Source organism: Coleofasciculus sp. B1-GNL1-01, from assembly GCF_040220235.1.
In the GTDB taxonomy this organism is placed as follows: Bacteria; Cyanobacteriota; Cyanobacteriia; order Cyanobacteriales; family Coleofasciculaceae; genus Coleofasciculus.
In genome coordinates, this window is record NZ_JAVJTO010000123.1 from 1 (window position 1) to 18745 (window position 18745).

At 44.9% G+C, this 18745-nt stretch carries 14 protein-coding genes, 2 tRNA genes, 2 pseudogenes and 1 riboswitch; of the genes and pseudogenes, 11 read left to right on the top strand and 7 right to left on the bottom strand.

The window, feature by feature from the left end; all coding sequences use genetic code 11:
- Positions 1 to 579 precede the first annotated feature (579 nt).
- A pseudogene (locus RID53_RS29755) lies at positions 580 to 3603 on the bottom strand (HEAT repeat domain-containing protein).
- Between the two features lie 142 nt (positions 3604 to 3745).
- Here RID53_RS29755 and RID53_RS29760 point away from each other — a divergent pair.
- Positions 3746 to 3949, top strand: a complete 204-nt coding sequence (locus RID53_RS29760) for a hypothetical protein (protein ID WP_446391534.1) — start codon at positions 3746 to 3748, stop codon at positions 3947 to 3949.
- Here RID53_RS29760 and RID53_RS29765 read toward each other — a convergent pair.
- The gene (locus tag RID53_RS29765) at positions 3946 to 4290 is read right to left on the bottom strand and encodes a DUF4278 domain-containing protein (protein ID WP_446391535.1); all 345 of its coding nucleotides are present in this window, start codon (positions 4288 to 4290) and stop codon (positions 3946 to 3948) included. The genes RID53_RS29760 and RID53_RS29765 overlap by 4 nt on opposite strands.
- A gap of 35 nt (positions 4291 to 4325) precedes the next feature.
- A riboswitch (Glutamine riboswitch) is annotated at positions 4326 to 4419 on the bottom strand.
- A 133-nt stretch (positions 4420 to 4552) separates the two neighbouring features.
- Here RID53_RS29765 and smpB point away from each other — a divergent pair.
- Entirely contained in the window at positions 4553 to 5020 is a 468-nt protein-coding gene (gene smpB / locus RID53_RS29770; protein ID WP_446391536.1) for an SsrA-binding protein SmpB, read from the top strand.
- Between the two features lie 54 nt (positions 5021 to 5074).
- Here smpB and RID53_RS29775 read toward each other — a convergent pair whose 3' ends face one another.
- Positions 5075 to 5671 carry a tetratricopeptide repeat protein gene (locus RID53_RS29775; RefSeq protein WP_446391537.1) on the bottom strand — a complete coding sequence of 199 codons (597 nt, stop codon included), beginning with the start codon at positions 5669 to 5671 and terminating at the stop codon, positions 5075 to 5077.
- Positions 5672 to 5691: 20 nt separating this feature from the next.
- Entirely contained in the window at positions 5692 to 7320 is a 1629-nt protein-coding gene (locus RID53_RS29780; RefSeq protein ID WP_446391538.1) for a phospholipase D-like domain-containing protein, read from the bottom strand.
- A 335-nt stretch (positions 7321 to 7655) separates the two neighbouring features.
- Here RID53_RS29780 and RID53_RS29785 point away from each other — a divergent pair, with 335 nt between their 5' ends.
- The 5 genes from RID53_RS29785 (at position 7656) to RID53_RS29805 (ending at position 11879) form a co-directional block, all read left to right on the top strand.
- Positions 7656 to 8036 (top strand): DUF7682 family zinc-binding protein, encoded by a 381-nt coding sequence (locus RID53_RS29785; RefSeq protein ID WP_006101069.1) that lies wholly within the window; start codon positions 7656 to 7658, stop codon positions 8034 to 8036.
- A 183-nt stretch (positions 8037 to 8219) separates the two neighbouring features.
- Positions 8220 to 9395: a cysteine desulfurase family protein gene (locus RID53_RS29790; protein ID WP_446391539.1), complete on the top strand. Its 1176-nt coding sequence runs from the start codon at positions 8220 to 8222 to the stop codon at positions 9393 to 9395.
- A gap of 181 nt (positions 9396 to 9576) precedes the next feature.
- A tRNA-Thr gene (locus RID53_RS29795) sits at positions 9577 to 9648 on the top strand.
- A 55-nt stretch (positions 9649 to 9703) separates the two neighbouring features.
- Complete coding sequence (locus RID53_RS29800; RefSeq protein WP_446391540.1) at positions 9704 to 9853, top strand: hypothetical protein; 150 nt, start codon at positions 9704 to 9706, stop codon at positions 9851 to 9853.
- Between the two features lie 388 nt (positions 9854 to 10241).
- Positions 10242 to 11879 (top strand): MBL fold metallo-hydrolase, encoded by a 1638-nt coding sequence (locus RID53_RS29805; RefSeq protein ID WP_446391541.1) that lies wholly within the window; start codon positions 10242 to 10244, stop codon positions 11877 to 11879.
- 273 nt (positions 11880 to 12152) lie between these two features.
- Here RID53_RS29805 and RID53_RS29810 read toward each other — a convergent pair whose 3' ends face one another.
- The gene (locus RID53_RS29810; RefSeq protein ID WP_006103541.1) at positions 12153 to 12464 is read right to left on the bottom strand and encodes a DUF6679 family protein; all 312 of its coding nucleotides are present in this window, start codon (positions 12462 to 12464) and stop codon (positions 12153 to 12155) included.
- A 943-nt stretch (positions 12465 to 13407) separates the two neighbouring features.
- Between RID53_RS29810 and RID53_RS29815 the strand changes: the two genes are divergently transcribed.
- The 4 genes from RID53_RS29815 to fba all read left to right on the top strand — a co-directional run bounded on the left by RID53_RS29815 (position 13408) and on the right by fba (position 16249).
- Entirely contained in the window at positions 13408 to 13623 is a 216-nt protein-coding gene (locus tag RID53_RS29815; protein ID WP_446391542.1) for a hypothetical protein, read from the top strand.
- A 358-nt stretch (positions 13624 to 13981) separates the two neighbouring features.
- Positions 13982 to 14851 carry an aldose epimerase family protein gene (locus RID53_RS29820; protein WP_446391543.1) on the top strand — a complete coding sequence of 290 codons (870 nt, stop codon included), beginning with the start codon at positions 13982 to 13984 and terminating at the stop codon, positions 14849 to 14851.
- A gap of 68 nt (positions 14852 to 14919) precedes the next feature.
- Positions 14920 to 14991, top strand: a tRNA-Lys gene (locus RID53_RS29825).
- Between the two features lie 178 nt (positions 14992 to 15169).
- The gene (fba, locus tag RID53_RS29830; protein WP_446391544.1) at positions 15170 to 16249 is read left to right on the top strand and encodes a class II fructose-bisphosphate aldolase; all 1080 of its coding nucleotides are present in this window, start codon (positions 15170 to 15172) and stop codon (positions 16247 to 16249) included.
- A gap of 218 nt (positions 16250 to 16467) precedes the next feature.
- On the opposite strand, the gene RID53_RS29835 is transcribed toward fba, so the two are convergent.
- On the bottom strand, positions 16468 to 17094 hold the full coding sequence (locus RID53_RS29835; protein ID WP_446391545.1) for a type I restriction endonuclease: 627 nt from the start codon (positions 17092 to 17094) through the stop codon (positions 16468 to 16470).
- Between the two features lie 387 nt (positions 17095 to 17481).
- Positions 17482 to 18627: pseudogene (locus tag RID53_RS29840) on the bottom strand (IS1634 family transposase).
- Positions 18628 to 18745 lie beyond the last annotated feature (118 nt).

Genomic DNA, 18745 nt, shown 5'->3' on the forward strand with positions numbered 1-18745 from the left:
GAGGTAAAATTTGGTGCTGTTGTCGGCGAAAATTCCAGGATGCAAGACGGTTATAGTGTAAAAACCTTGCACTTGTTGGGTCGAAAAATGGCTGGAAACCCAAATCTTGTCTACCTTACACGCTTATGCAGCAAGCCCTAAATATGGATTTTAGTCCACTTTAGTGGACTTGAGCTATTAGCCCGGAGTTTGAACTCCGGGCTTCGGGCTTCGGGCTTCGGGCTTCGCCGATATCCGTTAGCGGTTGAATCACAGCTTCATCCAGTCAAAAGTGATCTCCCCAAACAGAGGGGGATCTAAAAGGGAAGGGGGCTGGGGGGTTAGGTTGTCCGAATTCGCCAACAGCATCAGGAACGAAACTCAACGCCCATAAGTTTCTGTTGGGTTTCGCTGTCGCTCAACCCAACCTACTGGAGGAGGGTACAACTTTTAGTCCATTTTAATAGACTTAAGCGATGAGCCAAGAATTTGAATTCTTGGCGGATGCTGGGGCTGACTGAAAATGGTGCAATATGTGAATTTTAAAAGGGTTTCAATTGGATAATGTCAATTGATTTTACGGCTGATATTATATCATATCTAACTCCTTTTATTCTCTAATTGTGCCAATTTATTCTGAGCAAACTCCCTAACTTGCTCATCAGGATCATTTTCGGATCTGTCGCGCAGCAAGGGTAGAGTCTGGGGATGGTTAGGATATTGTTTGATAAGGATTTCAATTGCTAATTGCCGAGGATTATCTTGCCCATTTTCCTCTCGCAAAAAGGGGTCATTGAGGACGCGATCGCGTAATAATTCAAATAGCCATGGCTCATTTTTCCAGCCTTGGGCTAATTCTTGCACCGCTGCATATCGCACATATTTATTGTCATCAGATTGGGCTTTTTGTTTGAGAATCGGTAGGGTATCTGGGTCATCTTTCCAGCTTTTGGCTATTTCTTCAAGCACTTCACGTCGCACAAACCCATTGTCATCAGATTGGACTTTTTGTTTGAGCATAGGCAAGGTATCTGGGTCATCTTTCCAGCCTTTTGCTATTTCTTTTACTGCTGCACTTCGCACAAATCTATTGTCATCAGATTGTACTTTTTGTTTCAGCCAAGGTAAGGTATCTGGGTCATCTTTCCAGGCTTTGGCTATTTCTTTTACTGCTACCATTCGCAAAAGCCAATAGTCATCAGATTGTACTTTTTGTTTCAGCCAAGGTAAGATGTCTGGGTCATCTTTCCAGCCTTTGGCTATTTCTTTCACTGCTACACGTCGCACGTTATGATCGTCATCAGATTGTACTTTTTGTTTCAGCCAAGGTAAGGTGTCTGGGTCATCTTTCCAGCCTTTTGCTATTTCTTCCACTGCTACCATTCGCCCAGCAACACCGTCATCAGATTGGGCTTTTTGTTTCAGCCAAGGCAAGGTGTCTGGGTCATCTTTCCAGCCTTTAGCTAATTCTTGCACCGCTGCATATTGCACAGACGAATCGTCATCAGATTGTGCTTTTTGTTTCAGCCAAGGTAAGGTGTCTGGAGAATCATGCCAGGTTGTCGCAATTGCCGTAACCGCTTGGGTGCGAATTTCCCGAACTAACTTGGCTTCCTCTTCATAAGGTTCATAATAATAAGGGAAGTCATACTGAATTAACCCCTTAATCTGGTTCAGTAATTGAGTCGCTGTTGATGCAATAACCGAACGATTCCTCACCTCATTCAGACAAGCCGTCGCTAGAAACACATTAATAAACTTTTCCGCTTCCCCCGACTGATTCCTCAAATAATCGATAATCTCCCCAGCTAACTTTGGTTCAATCATCCCCACAATCAGCCGTAACACTTCATGCCAAGACTCATCCTGCCAATGCTTGCCAAAAACCTCTGTTTTTAACTCCTCCAGAGAAATGGTTCGTTCTTTCTCAAACTGCCAAACATATTCCCAGGCGCAGAAATATTCCAAAAATGTCCGATGTACAAACGCATAATAATCTGCCCCCATGAAACATAATATAAAATTCCGTTCCCGCAGTTGCTTAATCATCACCCTAGCCACCGCCCTGGGATTATTGATATCGAGAGTTTTCAGATAATCCGTCAAAATTCCTTCTAACTCATCCGCCGCAATCAGATTACCCGCTAACCCTTTCTCTGCTGCTTGCATCTGATAAGCAACCCGACGCAACATCGCCTGCTTATCTTTATAATCAATCGTTTGAATTTCTAACTGCTGATGTTCGACTAACGCCCGTTCCACATCCCATTGATGCAGCAATACCCGCGACGCTTGGTTGTATAATTCGGGTCTATCTCTGGGTAATTCCTGATTGCGATTTAAAATTGCCATCATTGTCAATAGCAGCGGATTTCCGGCGAGTTCGCGAATCGCTTTTGAGGTATCAATTGCCCGTTGCAGCCGTTCCCGCTTCCTCTGTTTATCCACTTGATCCGTAAACGTTAAATCATGCCAACGGTTAATAAATTCTTTAACCTGAGTTTCCTCCAAATCTTGCAACATAAAATAATCAAACTGGGCATCTCGTAACCGCTGCGGCTTATAGCCAATCACGCGAGACGTAACAATTACCCGCACATCAGGATAATCATTGGTGAAGCGATGAATATCGGTAATCACATCCTCCCGTTTTCCCGGATCAAATACCTCATCCAAGCCATCAAACAAATCTAATGCTAAATATTGCAATAAGGTAGACTTACCCGAACCCGGATCACCGAGAATCACCAGATAGCGATAGTTATCGTTATCTTGAATAATTTCTCTGATAGAACAAATCGGCTGTTGAGAATAAACCTGTTTATAGTCGGTTAACTCTTCTAGAGATATATCTGTGTCAAGTTGATTACTCTCTCGCAGTCGCCGTTGATGTTCTTTGGGGAGTTCATAAACTTGGGGTAATACCTGATGAACTTGTCACACATTTTGGGGAATGAAGACTTGCCAGAGTTTCAGTTCATTATAGGCACAGCCTGTTGTATCTAAACTGGATAAATTTAAATGACTGTAGCGTTCCCGTAAGCCTTCTTGATATTTGGTTAAATTAAAATCGGGAGGAATTCTGGCATGGTCTCGAACCTGTTGTTCTATGGATTCTAGAATCTCTAATTCTAAAATCGCCTTTAACTCTGGCGAATTGCGGACAATGCGTTTAAATTCTTTGAGATAGGGCTTAGTAATCTCCTCCCAGTTAAACCCAGTTGGCATATCGGGAGAATAGCGCTGTACCCAGATTATCCTTAATTGATTGGCGTCTATGACTCGGCAATCTTTTTCAAAGGCTTTTCCTAAGAGGGGTTTAACGTCATCGTCTTTGATAAACCGTTCAATTACTATTTGATAGGTGTCTCGGACTTCAGCTTCGGTTAACTCACATTCAAATAATAATTCATCTTCGATGAGTTTCAGGAATTGCTGTAAGGCTTCACCCAGCGCTTTTTTCAGGACATCGGGTTGGGCGGATTGCACTCCGGCTTTAATGCTGTCTTTGAAAAAATCTTTTACATAGTCTTCCAGCGCTTCCTTACCCAGTTTTAGAAGGATCTCCTTTAGGACTAAATCTTTGAGGATAGAAACGCCCAGCGCTGTCCAAAGTTCCACCATGCTGCTATGACTTAAGGATGGTTTATGGTTTATTATACACCCCTTCGGATATACGATGATCAGCCATAGTACGTTTTCCCTGATAGCGGTGCAAGGGTATAAAAGGGTTTAACCCTTTTTCCTTGAACAGGAGCAAATATCAATGCAACTCAAAGCCTTGATAGCTAAGGGTTTGGGAGTTGTGCAGGAAGCCCTAATTACATGTACGGCGTGGGTATTTATTGTATTCTTAAATAACTGCAATATCTTAGAGATTAAGCTTCAAAGCCAACTACAAACAGTAGAGACGTTGCATGCAACGTCTCTACTCAAGTTTCAATTCAGTTGGAATGCCATCAGTCGTTAATGAGTTGCCAGTCCAACTTCTGTCGCTGAACGGTACAACATCGAAAGCTGACGGTTTTTGAGGACTCGTTGTTGCTTGCTCATCCGCGAACGAGCTTTATCTTGACTGGAAACTAAAGTGGGTGCTGTTTCTGGTGCAACACCATTATTAGCAACAGTCCCCGGTGTTTGATAACGAACGCCGCGATATTGCAGGTTGACTCGTGGTTGTAACACTGGCGGATTTTTCAAATTGCGGAATCGCCAGTCCCAACCCCGGTACTTACCACCAGCCTTTGATTCGACAGTTTCTACCGTAGGGGCATTGTATTCGTATTTGTTACCGCGATAAGTAAGTTTCATGGTATTCGCCTCGTAATGTAACTGTAGTGAGATGAGGCGCGTTCCTTCGGGAGTTGTCCCTACTTCCGTCTCCCTAATCATCCTTCACGGCTAATTGCTAACTGACTGATGTCTAGAGAGATGAACGATTCATTTGTTCTGTATCTATTGTTACGGTTTTTTCAGGAATTGTCAACCTTTTAACAAAACTTTACCTTTTGAGGGTTTCCTGGGTGATTGTCTAACGCCACAATTTCCAGTATCAGGCGCTAAGGTGATTAGTATGAGTGATCAAAGTAAAGGATTCAAAGTTGTTGCCGATAATCGGCAAGCACGCTTCCGCTATCATATTCTAGAGTCTTACGAAGCGGGCATCGAACTCAAAGGGACAGAAGTTAAGTCCATTCGCGAGGGTCGGGTCAATTTGCGAGATGGGTACGCCCTGATTCGCAATGGCGAGGCTTGGCTGCTGAATGTACACATCTCACCGTATACCAGTAGCAGTCTCTACTTCAATCACGATCCGCTTCGCACCCGTAAACTGTTGCTGCACAAGCAGGAAATCAGCAAACTTGTGGGCAAAGTCGAACAACAGGGGTTGACCCTGATACCGTTGAAAATGTATTTGAAGCGAGGTTTGGTGAAAGTGAGCCTGGGTCTGGGTAAAGGGAAAAAATTATACGACAAGCGCGAGACCATTAAGCGGCGTGACGATGAGCGTAGAATGGCACGAGTCGTTAAGAGTTATTAAGCCCACCGATCAGAATTTGAGGGCATAGTGCGTGAATTAACTCCCTCATCTTCTCTATCTACCTAACTGTTCCCGAACCAGATCTCGGTTTCGTTGTGCTTGTTCATAGTCGGGATCGAGTTCAATGGCACGCTCAAAGGCAGTGAGAGCCTCTTCGTAGCGCTGTAAAAGATACAGCGTTACACCACGATTTAGCCAAACTCTGGCCTGTTTATCGTCGATTTCCAGGGCGCGATCATGAGACGCTAAGGCGTCTTTATACTGCCCCAGTTGTCCTAAAGCCACACCTCGATTATCCCAGGCGGCTAAATAGTTAGGGTTGATCTCCACAGCTTTGTCAAAGGATGCTACCGCGTCTTCATATCGTTGTAGTTCGGTCATCAGTAGTGTGCCTCGGTTATACCAGATTGAGGCATCATTGGAATTAATCGCGATCGCGTTATCGCAAGCCTCCAATGCTTCCTCGCCTGTGAGTTCATAACAGCGATCAAACCAGTAATCAAAGTCATTCGCCTCTTGCACCAGTAATTGTGTAACTGGGATCACCGATTTAGGGTTAATTTGGGGCAATTTGGCGGCTATCGAGGGCGGGGAGAATTGAGCCAAAATCGCTGTTGTTGTTAAAAGTAGACTTAAAGAAAAAGAGTTCATGGCATGATCAGGGGTGAAGATTACCAGGTCACTCGCCCATCTAACTGCTGAAGTAGATGAGGTCCGATACCTGAGACTTGGTCTAAGTCGGCTAATGACGTGAATGGCTTTTGCGATCGCGCGGTAATAATTCGCTCAGCCAGTTTGGGTCCGATTCCGGGTAGCGTTTCCAGTTCTTCCTGGGTGGCGGTGTTGAGGTTGACTATTCCCCTAAAACTTGGAGCGTTCGGATCTTCTGCCTGAGTAATCTGGGGACAGGATTGCTGCTGGTTCTGAATACTGCGCTGCACCGCCACCGGAACCCCCAGTATGGCATTCGTGTAGAGGCGCTGAAATTCACGTTCAAAATGGGCAGCGACTAAATGACTATCAATTACTAACAGCGTCTCGTCGTTTTGAGTATTGGCTGATGCTGACCAATTATGAGACCCGGTAATCACTATTTCCCGATCTACCACCCCAAACTTATGATGTAACAGATCCCCTGATGGCAACTGGGGAACACCGACTGTAGCGATCGGATCGTGCCAAGGGCGATTACGGGCTTCATAGCGACATTGATTACTCAGCGCCACACCTAATAAATCCAGTCCTTCGCTGTAGTAGCGATAGGCAAAACTGGGGTCGATTAACGCCTGCACTTGGACACCCTGTTCATGGGCAGTTTGTAACTGATCTGCCAATCGCTGTTCGGAAAAGACAAATAATGCTAGTTCAATAGTTTGGGCGGCACTTTGCAGGATTTGCTCAATGAAACCATTACTGCTTTGACTCCAGGGTTGAGTCGGTGACGTAGGCGAAAACTTGACCGCCAGGGTAGTATCTCCGAGTGTAACCTTTTGTATAGGACGTTGTAACTTTTTGAGACCAAACCGACTATCGGGTGCGCCACCGGATCCATCTCCCCACATCTGGTTAAATTCTTCTGTAAAGGAATTCGCTAATTCCACACTCTCAATTTTGAGGAGATTGTTGGCATTACCCCGACTATCCGGTGCTTGAAAATCGCCATGAATATCACTGGTGGTAAAGTTAGCGGATGTCACTATAACCGTATATCCATCCACAACAACAAACTTATGGTGCATTAAGCCGCTACCTTGAGAGCCATCAGCAGTATCGTCTAGTATAGGAACGCCAGCATTGCGTAAAATAACGAGAGCATCCCGTTGATTAATTTCAGCAGGGGTCAGCTTGCCATCGTTATTACGGTCAATTAACCGTAAATTCTCTCGAGCGCGATCGCGTTCCCGAGACGGAAGTTTGGCAATTTCTTCCGGCGATACTTCACTCCAAGGGCGGTTGTAGGTATTTTCTACGATCACCCTGACCCTAACCCCCGCTTGATGTCGGTTGACCAAAGCTTGAGCAATTTGTGGCAAGCGCAATTCTTGGACAGCAACATCGACCGTGGATTGAGCCGTCGCGATCGCTTGGGCAATAATCTGCTCTAAATTATCGCCCGGTCGAGTCACTAAGCGATAGGGTTCCTTGTAGGTTGTCGAGGGGGAATGGTTAAAGTAGACCTGAACAAAGGGATCTTGCGGTAAGGGAGGCGGACGGTGAACTTGAACTGGAGGAGGTTGACAAGCGGACAGAGTTAGTACAATAAGCCAGATGATACCTTGATGCCAGTATGATTGTGTCATTGAATCTCGATTAGATTCATTTATTGCTTTGATTATTTTTTATCATCTACGGGGACACAAACCTAGTAGGCTGTCCATGGAAATTGATCGATTGAGACAAGCCGGAGAAGCTAGGAAAGTATAACGTACAGGGGACTCTGAGGCATTTGGCTAAAACGGCTGATCGGTGTTTTTCTGATTTAGTTGAAAATAAGGCTCAAGGATTTGTCCCTATTGAACTAACATAAAAATACAATGGACAACTTAAATCACGTTTTCCACAACCTGAATGGGGGAAATCACTATCAGGAAGATAACATGGTCAAGTCTAGGGTTTGAACCCATACCACCGTTCTATGTCGAGACGAAAAAAGACATTTCCGTGCGGTCATAAGGGGTATGGTCAAACCTGCCACCGATGTGAGCAAGAAAACAAAGCACGGGAAGCTAAAAAGCAACAAAAGCAAGAATGGGAGTCTACTTTTGACAACGATCCCATTGATTTAAAGGATTTGCCCACCCATGTCGTGGTCAAAGCCCGTGCGATTATTGCCGGATTGGAAGAACAAAAGAACTACCGAGAGTTTGGCGGTAAGCGACTACGCCACAATCGCTGGATTGTCAGTATCCCGGTTACCCGTAACTACCGAATGATTTGTCATGATTACGGGAGTTTGTTGGTTCCCTACGCTGTCTTGTCCCACGAGGACTACAATGTGGATAAACCCGGTGAGTAGACGGAGATGGGGGAGATGGGGGAGATGAGGGAGATGAGGGAGATGGGGGAGATGAGGGAGATGAGGGAGATGAGGGAGATGAGGGAGATGGGGGATTTAACTCAAAACACTTCCTGTTCCCCGTTCCCTGACAAATGACGAAGGACAAATGACGAAAGACGAAAGACAAATGACACTATAACTATGCAAATCTATCTCGATTACAGCGCCACGACACCCCCCCGCCCAGAAGCGATCGCGGCGATGCAAGGGGTATTGACTCAGCAGTGGGGTAATCCCTCTAGCTTACATGAGTGGGGACAACGATCTGCCACTGTCGTGGAACAGTCGAGAATGCAAGTGGCTGGCTTAATTAATGCGCCAGCAGATGCGTTGATTTTTACCTCAGGTGGCACAGAGGCAGATAATCTAGCCATTATGGGGATTGCCAAAAATTACAGGACACCCCAGCATATTGTGGTTTCTAGCGTGGAACATTCCGCGATCGCTCAACCTGTGCGTTGGTTGGAAACCTGGGGCTGGCAAGTGACTCGATTGTCGGTGGATAGTGAGGGGCGAGTCAATCCCCGTGACTTGGAAGACGCCCTACAACCGAATACGGTATTGGTTTCTGTAATTTATGGTCAAAGTGAAGTGGGGACGTTACAACCCATTGAAGCATTGGGTCAAATTGCTCAGGATCATGGGGTACTGTTCCATACCGATGCGGTACAAGTAGCTGGACGATTGCCCATTGATGTGCGACAGTTGCCTGTGGATTTGCTGTCAATGTCAAGTCACAAGATTTATGGACCTCAAGGAGTGGGGGCGCTGTATGTACGTCCTAGACTTGAATTAGTGCCACTGTTGTGGGGTGGGGGACAGGAAATGCAACAGCGTTCAGGAACACAGGCTGTTCCCGCCATCGCTGGGTTTGGTGTCGCCGCTGAATTAGCAACAGCCGAACTAACAACAGAAACACCTCGGTTAATTCAGTTGCGCGATCGCCTATTTTATCAACTCAGCGACATCCCTTACTTAAAACCCACTGGTTCGCTGCGACACCGCTTGCCTCATCATGTTAGTTTTTGCCTAACCAATATCCCAGCCTCTCAATTGGAGGGAGTAACAGGCAAAACGATGGTGCGTCAACTTAATCTGGCAGGGATTGGCATTAGTGCGGGTTCTGCCTGTGATAGTGGCAAACTGAATCCCAGTCCGATTTTATTGGCAATGGGTTATGGTGAGTCAGAGGCATTGAGAGGTATTCGCTTGACGTTGGGACGACAAACCACGGCAGCTGATGTGGATTGGACAGTAATGGTACTCAAGCAGGTTCTAGCCCGGTTATTGCCAAAACCCGTACTATTAAACGTTTGACTCCGGTTGTGATACCAAATCCGGGGAACGCTACCCCCGTTATAACCCAGTCCGCGCAGGCGGACTACCCTTCGGGAAGCTTCGCATACATTTGTGTAGCAGTGATTTCAATCGCCTCCTCTTGCTGGGGAGTGTCAATCCTTTCCCACTGCTGATATAATTTGTTATGCTAAACAAAGTTGCTGGTGTAGCTCAGTGGTAGAGCAGCTGATTTGTAATCAGCCGGTCGCAAGTTCAAATCTTGTCACCAGCTTAGTACTATTTCTAGATGCAGATAGGTTGCACGAAGATGGCTAAGTGGGTTCCTCGTGGCTACCCAATTTACCCTGCTGGTTGATGAAAAGCAGATTCAACCTGACCAGAAATTTCGTGGTAAGATGGGTATCTGTACTGAACAGACCAAAATACTGATCGCTCAAAAGTATTCAGTAGAGTTTCAGATCCTGTTTTTCAGATAAAAGTAAGTAAACTATAGATGGATATCAAACTGATTTTAGTGGTCTTAACCATTCTTTTTACCGTATCCTCTCTCATTTTTGGCACTAAGAACGGGTTCTACGATTCAGATAACTATCACGGCAACGGTTCAGCCCACTAATCTGGGATAAGCTAGCCCAGATATTTACGACATCATATTGAGCAGTAGCATGCTGCTTATATACCGTCTGCTTGTATACCGTCAATACACTCGTTGATAGAATCAGCTTTTCTAGACAGTTAACCGAAAAGATTAGGCTAAAAATGCTGAGGAATAAGGTTTAGAAGCATTGTCGATGTATTTATCGTTCTTCAAGTGAGTTGGTTGTCAAGCAACTGGCAAAGCGCAGAACCGTCTTCTCAAAGTTCATGAGCAATCAACGCCCAGTGACATCCTCAGCAGAGGATGATCAATTAGCCTGTTTTGCCTATGGTGTTGGTCATGGTGCAGAGGGAGTTTGTTTGCTGGTGCAAATGGGACCCCACCGCATCCTAATCGATTGTGGGTTAGAAGACCTTTCGCCGCTAAAAGCTCAAGCTAATTTGCCGGCGGATGTGGTTTTATGTAGCCACGCCCATAGCGATCATGCCCAGGGGTTGCTAGCACTACACCAAGCCTTTCCGCAATTACCAATTTACGCCAGTGAAGTCACAACTCAACTCTTACCCCTAAACTGGACGCATTTACCTCCCAAGGAGATTCCCGGATTCTGTCAAGCACTTCCTTGGCGATCGCCGATTGAATTCCGCGAAGGATTAAGCGTGCAATTGTTTCCTGCGGGACATCTACCGGGAGCCGCTGCTTTTTTATTAACCTATACCAGTCCAAATCGCACCTATCGACTCCTGTATACAGGTGACTTCTTTATCTCAAATTCGCGGTTGGTCGAAGGGTTGTCCATTGAAGCCTTACGAGGTACAAACCTAGATGTCTTGATTATCGAAGGGAGTTATGGTACAGCGCGACACCCCCATCGGCGCCAACAAGAGAATCAACTTGTCGAACGAATTGATCAAGCATTGGCGGCAAATCGCTCTATTTTGCTACCTGTACCTACCTTGGGTTTGGGTCAAGAAATCTTGATGCTGCTGCGGAGTCATCATCAGTTTACGGGACGCAATCTAGATATTTGGGTAGATGGTACGGTTGCCAAGGGATGCGATGCCTACTTAGAACTCCTACCTCATCTCCCCCCATCCGTACAAAACTTTGCTCGCCATCAACCCTTGTTTTGGGATGAACGGGTGAAACCGCGTGTACGCCGCTTAGATGAGCAGCAACGAGGGGCGATCGCTCAAAACACCAGCATTGTTCTAACGGACGAAACGGCTGACTTGAGGGTTTACTGTCATCCTAACCCCACATCTTGGACAGTGCTGCAACCTGAACGCCTGAGATATCCGCCTCCAACCCATGACTTGGGTAGTACGGATATAGAAACTTATCTATTAACTGAGCATAGCGATTGTTTAGGAACCACTCAGTTAATCCATAATCTTCGTCCTCAACATATTATTTTTGTTCATGGCTCTCCCACGTATCTAGCTGACTTAACTGGATTGGAGGAGTTACAAAATCGCTACCATCTCCATACCCCATCATCAGGAACTCTGATCGAACTGCCAATTGGAGAGACATTTATACAGCCAGCACCACCACCAGAAACTAATTACGAAGGAGAGCTAACTGAGTTGGGTACGGTGGTTTCTATCACGTTACCCGAGGCAATTGCGGCTGACCCGCGCTGGCAAGATTTTGCGGATACAGGTTTAGTGGAAGCGCGTTGGCAAGGAGAGGAACTGGTCTTACGGGGTTTGTCCCAACGTGAACTGCTCAATCAGGGCAGTTCGGTAAAGATGCCTGCTAATATCGAGTGTTGTGCCAACTGTCGCCATCAACGGGGTCAGCGCTGCTGGAATTCTGCCTCTCCCCTCTACTCCTTTAAAGTTACACCAGAGGGATATTGTCCAGTGTTTGAGCCGACCGCACCTCCCACAGAAACTTAGGGTTTGCTGAATCAGTGAAAGCGGTGGGAGTAGAGAGCTGGGGAAGATGGGGAAGATGGGGAAGATAGGGAAGATGGGAGACCAAATTTCTGTAGTCTATTACCCTATTCCCTATTCCCTATTCCCTATTCCCTATTCCCTATTCCCTATTCCCTATTCCCTATTCCCTATTCCCTATTCCCTATTCCCTATTCCCTGTTCCCTGTTCCCTGTTCCCTGTTCCCTGTTCCCTGTTCCCTGTTCCCTGTTCCCTGACGAGTGACACCTAATTTTTTACTCTTGATTTGACTCAGGGAAACGTGGATGAATTTGTTCCGCTTCTGGACAATCGTCAGACACGAGCGGGTCAAAATTTCCTCGCGTCACAGAAGCCAGTTTTTGAGTAACTGAACCGATGCTTTCTAAGCGAACCATTTCCTCCCAGGAGCAAATTTCGTCTTCTTCGTCAGTTTCGTAGCGAATGGTGACTAAATCCCCTTCAATATCAACAATATGAGCGCGTTCAATCCAACGTTGCTGATCCCGCAAGAAAATACAGACCTCACGACCATCGCAACACAGTTGATAAATCTTGCGGTGTAGCATATTTGGCTTCTCCTAAGCAGATAACTCTTCCAATACGTCTGGGAGCAAGTCGCCCCGGTCTTTAGGATAATTCAGGGAAAGTTTTTATCCAAGCTTAACTTCGGATAAGGTGACTCAGTTTTCCCTCGTCAACGACGATATCCCTACTATTGTTATACTTCTCGGTCAATCCTTAAAAGTTTAGCTGGCATTTCACCGGAATTTTGATCATCAATTCAGGATATTTTTCACTAGACAGAAAAAACCTTGAGATCTTCAACGGAATCGGGACAACATTGGCTATAATTTTGCTCAAGGTAAAGGTGGAGAGCAATTTCACCTGTGAGCAAATAACCGATAGTTGAGGGATTGGCATTGGTAAAGAGCCACACAAAGGGAAGAAAACCGTGTATTTCGCCATTGAGACTAGCGCACTTTAATCCAGGTTATACATCCTGGTTGATAGGTACTATGTAGGTGTTTGAAGTTTAGACATGCCCGGAAAAATGTAAATTTTATCAGGATCGACTGAGTAAAATTTGCTTGGGCGAATGTCCATATATCCCGGCGCTGAATCTTTAATTACAGCGCCAGACTTATAGCCTTCCCCCACCTTTAGTTAAGGGTTGTGTTAAGGGTTTACTTTCACCGCTGACTTGCCAGCCTTTTGTTGCTTGACAAATCACACTTGAAAGGAATTAACCCTTTGGTCGCATTTTAGCACATTAAACTGGTGATTTATAGGGGAATTGAGCCTCACTCCGTTAACTGACTCAATGGAAAAACCACGCCGTGAGATGAATCGCCGGACAAGTCAGCTAACGCTATTCCGTTTCGCGGTGCTTAAATCCAGATTTTTGCTAACCGACGACTCCCTTGATTGGCTTCCAGCCCAGCCGATTTTCAATCTTTCCCTGAAACGTGAGGTCAAACCTGCTGTAAATTCTTAGTTACTGATCACTCTATGCTGATCCCGGTTGAATCGGGGGGATTTACACGCTTGTTGCAGCGCTTTGCCTGTGCAGCTCAGGAAATGACAGAAAACGAGTATCATGAGCCTCCCGCTCTATTTGACCCGACTTCACCGCCTCATAAAGAACAGTCAAAGCCTCAAGGTCTGATGTTTGATACCCTTTTATTTCCAGAATTTGGCGAATTAGCCCCTCAGAAGCAACGCTGAGGCAGCCAGTTTTAAGAGCCGATTGGACAAGAGTGCGAAGAATCATGGTAACCAAGCATTTGTAATCATAGGGGGTACTTCTAACACTATCGACGATCTTCCCGCTAAAGACCTTGATAAGTGTCAGTTGCTTGATGTGATTCTCAACACATTTTAGAGTGATGTGTGTCACTCTAAAACCAACTTATCGCCTGTAGGCACCCCTGAACCCTAAAATTACAAGAATTGCTTATGTACTATCCTAAAGGCTTTTTGTTAAGAATTTGTAAAATTAGCACCGTTTTTTTGAGAAGAGTTTGTTAAAGTTAGTCGTGCCGCTAACTCCAGCCGCTCAATTATTAAGGAAATCAACAGACAGATGTTTACGATCGCCCTGAAACAGGAGCAATACTCAACCTATATCCTCACTGCCCAAGACTCTCAGTCTCGGCTGGAAGTCGTTCCCGAACGCGGCGGTCTGATTTCTCACTGGAGTGTTCAAGGTCAGGACATCCTCTACTTTGATGCCGAACGGTTTCGAGACCCGACCTTGAGTGTGCGGGGGGGTATCCCGATTTTGTTTCCCATCTGCGGCAACTTACCGGACAATACCTACACCCATCAGGGCAAATCCTATCAACTCAAACAGCATGGTTTCGCCCGTGATTTGCCCTGGCAGGTCACAGAACGAGTGACGAATGATTTGGTTAGCCTTACCCTAGTCTTGAATAGTAATGACCAAACTCGCGCTGTTTATCCCTTCGACTGGCAACTCTCCTTCACGTACCAACTTCAGGGCAATACCTTGACACTAATCCAGCGCTATACGAATCAGTCGGCTGAGGTGATGCCCTTTTCGACAGGAGTGCATCCGTACTTCTTAACCTCAGATAAAACCCAACTCCAATTTGAGATTCCGGCTTCAGAGTATCAGGATCAGCTAACTGGACAAGTTTCCCCCTTCACGGGCGGCTTTGATTGGAGTAAGGATGAAATTGATGTCGCCTTTCGCCCACTCACGGGTCAATCAGCAACGGTGACCGACCAGCAACGGCGGTTAAAACTAACCCTGACCTACGGTGAACCCTACTCAACTCTCGTCTTCTGGACGGTTAAAGGCAAAGACTACTACTGTTTGGAACCCTGGAGCGCTCCCCGTAACGCCTTAAACACAGGAGACCATCTCACCAAATTGCCTCCTGGAGAGAGTTTGGAGACTTCGATCCAACTCAGCGCCACTTTTTTTTGAAAAACCCTCTACATTTTTGGTGATTTCTGCTATTGTAGAAAACGGCGCTTGAAAACGCGCATGACTTTGGGTCGCTAGCTCAGCGGTAGAGCACTCGGCTTTTAACCGATTGGTCTTGGGTTCGAATCCCAGGCGACCCATTCTGTCATATTTATTTTTCTTTATAGTCAGGCACTGTGGAGTTGATCAAGAAGACTAATTTTAGAATCTTGACAAGATAATTTCCTATAAACTGAAAAATATCTTAAGATTATTCTAAGAATTAAGTTTCTAGAAACGACTAGCTGACAAAACACCTAAAGTTAGGAGGACTTTTTTATGGCGCTCGTACCCATGCGGCTGCTTTTAGATCATGCGGCAGAGAATGGCTATGGCATTCCAGCATATAACGTTAACAACATGGAGCAGATCCTGGCAATTATGCAGGCTGCTGATGAAGCTGACAGCCCCGTGATCCTACAAGCCTCTCGCGGCGCTCGCAAATATGCAGGTGAGAACTTCCTGCGCCACTTGATCACGGCAGCAGTGGAAACTTATCCCCATATCCCCATTGCTATGCACCAAGACCATGGGAATGGTCCAGCGACTTGCTACTCAGCTATCCGCAATGGTTTCACCAGTGTGATGATGGACGGTTCACTGGAGGAAGATGCCAAAACTCCAGCTAGCTTCGAGTACAACGTGAATGTCACGGCTGAAGTGGTAAAAGTTGCTCACTCTGTCGGTGTCAGCGTTGAAGGGGAACTGGGTTGTCTCGGTTCTTTGGAAACGGGTATGGGTGACAAGGAAGATGGTCACGGTGCAGAAGGTAAGCTGTCCCGCGAACAATTGTTGACTGACCCGGATCAAGCGGTTGAGTTTGTTGAGCGCACCCAAGTTGATGCTCTCGCTGTAGCCATTGGCACAAGCCACGGTGCTTACAAGTTTACCCGTAAGCCCACGGGTGAAATTCTTGCCATTAGTCGGATTGAGGAAATTCATAACCGTCTACCTAATACTCATTTGGTAATGCATGGTTCCTCCTCTGTACCCCAAGAGTGGCTGGATATGATCAACCAATATGGTGGTGCAATTCCAGAAACTTACGGTGTGCCTGTAGAAGAGATTCAAAAGGGCATTAAGAGCGGTGTGCGTAAGGTTAATATTGATACCGACAACCGTTTGGCAATCACAGCAGCAATCCGTGAAGCGGCTGCCAAAGATCCCAAAAACTTTGACCCGCGCCATTTCATGAAGCCTTCTATTAAGTACATGAAGCAGGTTTGCTCGGATCGTTATCAGCAATTCGGTACGGCTGGTAATGCGAGCAAGATTAAGCAAATCACATTGGATGAGTTTGCGGCTAAGTATGCCAAGGGCGAGTTAGCGGCTGTTACTAAGCAAACTGTAAAGGCTTAATCGTTAACCGGGTAACACCCATTTATAGCGAATCCCCCGTTAATAGGCGGGGGATTTTGCTGGTTGGGGAAGCTGAGAGAACAGGGGAAGCTGGGGAAGAAAACAAGAGGAAATCTTCTACTGGGAAGGGAATAATCGCAGGATGAATCACCATGCGATCGCGTCATCATCACGATTTTGCCTTTACCTACACATTCTGTTCATTTTGTCAAGGTTTCCTAAATTAAACACCCCAAGTGCTTCAAGATTCTCAACACTTCATAGAGATTGTTACGATAGTGCGATCGCGTGGCGAACAAATCCGAAATTCCATACTGTTTGCCTAATGTTTTGATAAACAAAAAGCTGCTACCATTGGCTACCATACCATAGAGCGGTTGTTCCGGCTCTGGATGTGCTGCCATGTAAGCCAATGTTTGCGGAATCGCTAGTTCTAAATCAAACGTCGTCTTTTTGGATTCAATGAGAACAATCCACAGTTTACTCTGCAATACCAGCGCATCAATTCGTCCTCGTAAAATTTCTTCGTTGTCTCCTTCTGCCTCAATTTCTACGGAAACTTCTGTCTTGAATTTGTAAGGTGATTGATAGAAACCTGCTAACTCCAGCAATGGCGACAGGACAACCATTTTAATTGTTTCTTCCAGCAGAATACCATCGGATATTTGGTAGAGATAGTTGCGACGTACCTGATCTAAACGAGATTGTTCTACCTCGCTCAATGCAGGGAATTCAGCCATCCATTCGGTAAAAAACTGGCTATCTTCTGTCAAGGTTAACCCCAGTTTTTCCTGGACTTGACGGAATGTCGTAATATCGTCTCCAATGGCTAGACTTCTGATCATGGATCAACCCTGTAGAGATTTCTTATTGTATCGCGTCATAAACTTGGATGACACTGAAATAAGCATTTAGGGAGCATCAAAACCCTTAATATACCGTAGGGTGGGTTGAGCGAAGTCGAAACCCACCAGCCTTAAGGAGCATGACATCCACCTTAACTTGCCTAGACTCCGCACTTCAACTTGAAGTACAAGAAGCTACATATCCAATCAAGGGAAAAAGTCTGAAAAATTAAACACTTGAATATCTTTTCAGGAAACCGTAATTGTTTGGGAGATTCTTATGAGCTTTTTTAAGCAGCAGAAATTGAAGAGTATCTACTCTCCTGACACGGATTTATCCATTATCCAAAAATCCCCCAATTGCCACGAATGTGAGTCAAGAAAAAATCACAGATAATATTTTTGACAAGAAGATGGCAAGAATTCCAAAATAAATTGACGTTCGTCCGTCAAGTTAACTATCTGTTTGACTCCATCGATAACTACTGCATGAATCCCTTGAAAACATTGAAATATCCACCGTAATGTTGGGCGATTAATCAATTTACCCACTTGATTTTTTATCCCAACTTTAGCTCTTTGTAAATTCTTCCTGATTTCTCTTTGTCCTAAGTTGTAGACTAAGAGGCACAAGGTCATAACAAAGAGCATCGTTTCTACTCTTTGGGGGTTTTCGACGAATAGACTATCGGCAAAAAATACCGGGTCTTTCAAAAATCTAAATCCTCTTTCACAAGATTGTTGATTTTTGTAATTTAAAAGGATTTCGGCTGAATTCAGAACGTCTTGTTCGAGAACATTCGTCGCTAGGATAAATCTTCCGGCTTGTTTTTCTCTCGCGGTAATTTCTTGCTCCTATCTTTCTGGCTTGGCTTTGATTTTATAAGCGGTTTGACCCGACTTAATTATTTCCTTGCCGATCTGGACTTCAGCTAATTTAAACAGTTTCAGTTTTCGGTTTAATTCTTTTAACTTATACTTGGCTTGACTGGGATGCTCAAACTCTTCTTTCTCTAATTGCTTGATGAGTTTAGCGGCTTTTTCTTCTTCTTTTTTTATTTCTTTAATTAAACCTTCTGAAGGATTGCCTAACTCCCCATACTTATAATTATATTCCCCATGAAGATGAAATGATGTGATATCTGCATGATTGAAATTTACCTCTATCTTAAATGTTTTCGTTAAAGCAATTGCTATTTCTAGAAAGAGTTGAGTCAATCCATATTTATAGATTTCATCCATCACTCGACCGAGTTTATCATCATTTAAATAGTCACCCTTGACTGAACCTCCTAATAATTTTTCTATGTCTTTGTCTTCAAAAAAATTGCTAAATAAGTATAAAGGCTTAGAGACAAACCCTAAACCATTGAGAATCATCGCTTTAACGACTTGTCCCGATGAGATTTTTTCTCGCTTGTCTATTCCTAATTTTTCATTGATGATATCCACTATTCCTATTTCATCAATTAATCCAGCTATAATCCCCAAATGGTCTAGGTTTTTGACTTCTATTGTTGTTGATGTAGACAAGGTAAATCTCTCTTTTAAATAGCCACAGGTAACTGGCTAATTATCTCAAGGTATCAATTCTTAGTAAAGTAAGTATTTATGCTTAGTGTTCTCAGAGACAAGTCTGTAACCTATCGTA

Bases quoted from the DNA above. Each gene is read 5' to 3' on its own strand.
- RID53_RS29805 (WP_446391541.1), top strand. From the start codon at position 10,242: ATGAGCAATCAACGCCCAGTGACATCCTCAGCAGAGGATGATCAATTA.
- RID53_RS29760 (WP_446391534.1), top strand. From the start codon at position 3,746: ATGCAACTCAAAGCCTTGATAGCTAAGGGTTTGGGAGTTGTGCAGGAA.
- fba (WP_446391544.1), top strand. From the start codon at position 15,170: ATGGCGCTCGTACCCATGCGGCTGCTTTTAGATCATGCGGCAGAGAAT.
- RID53_RS29810 (WP_006103541.1), bottom strand. From the start codon at position 12,464: ATGCTACACCGCAAGATTTATCAACTGTGTTGCGATGGTCGTGAGGTC.
- RID53_RS29785 (WP_006101069.1), top strand. From the start codon at position 7,656: ATGTCGAGACGAAAAAAGACATTTCCGTGCGGTCATAAGGGGTATGGT.
- RID53_RS29835 (WP_446391545.1), bottom strand. From the start codon at position 17,094: ATGATCAGAAGTCTAGCCATTGGAGACGATATTACGACATTCCGTCAA.
- smpB (WP_446391536.1), top strand. From the start codon at position 4,553: ATGAGTGATCAAAGTAAAGGATTCAAAGTTGTTGCCGATAATCGGCAA.
- RID53_RS29780 (WP_446391538.1), bottom strand. From the start codon at position 7,320: ATGACACAATCATACTGGCATCAAGGTATCATCTGGCTTATTGTACTA.
- RID53_RS29820 (WP_446391543.1), top strand. From the start codon at position 13,982: ATGTTTACGATCGCCCTGAAACAGGAGCAATACTCAACCTATATCCTC.
- RID53_RS29765 (WP_446391535.1), bottom strand. From the start codon at position 4,290: ATGAAACTTACTTATCGCGGTAACAAATACGAATACAATGCCCCTACG.
- RID53_RS29815 (WP_446391542.1), top strand. From the start codon at position 13,408: ATGCTGATCCCGGTTGAATCGGGGGGATTTACACGCTTGTTGCAGCGC.
- RID53_RS29790 (WP_446391539.1), top strand. From the start codon at position 8,220: ATGCAAATCTATCTCGATTACAGCGCCACGACACCCCCCCGCCCAGAA.
- RID53_RS29775 (WP_446391537.1), bottom strand. From the start codon at position 5,671: ATGAACTCTTTTTCTTTAAGTCTACTTTTAACAACAACAGCGATTTTG.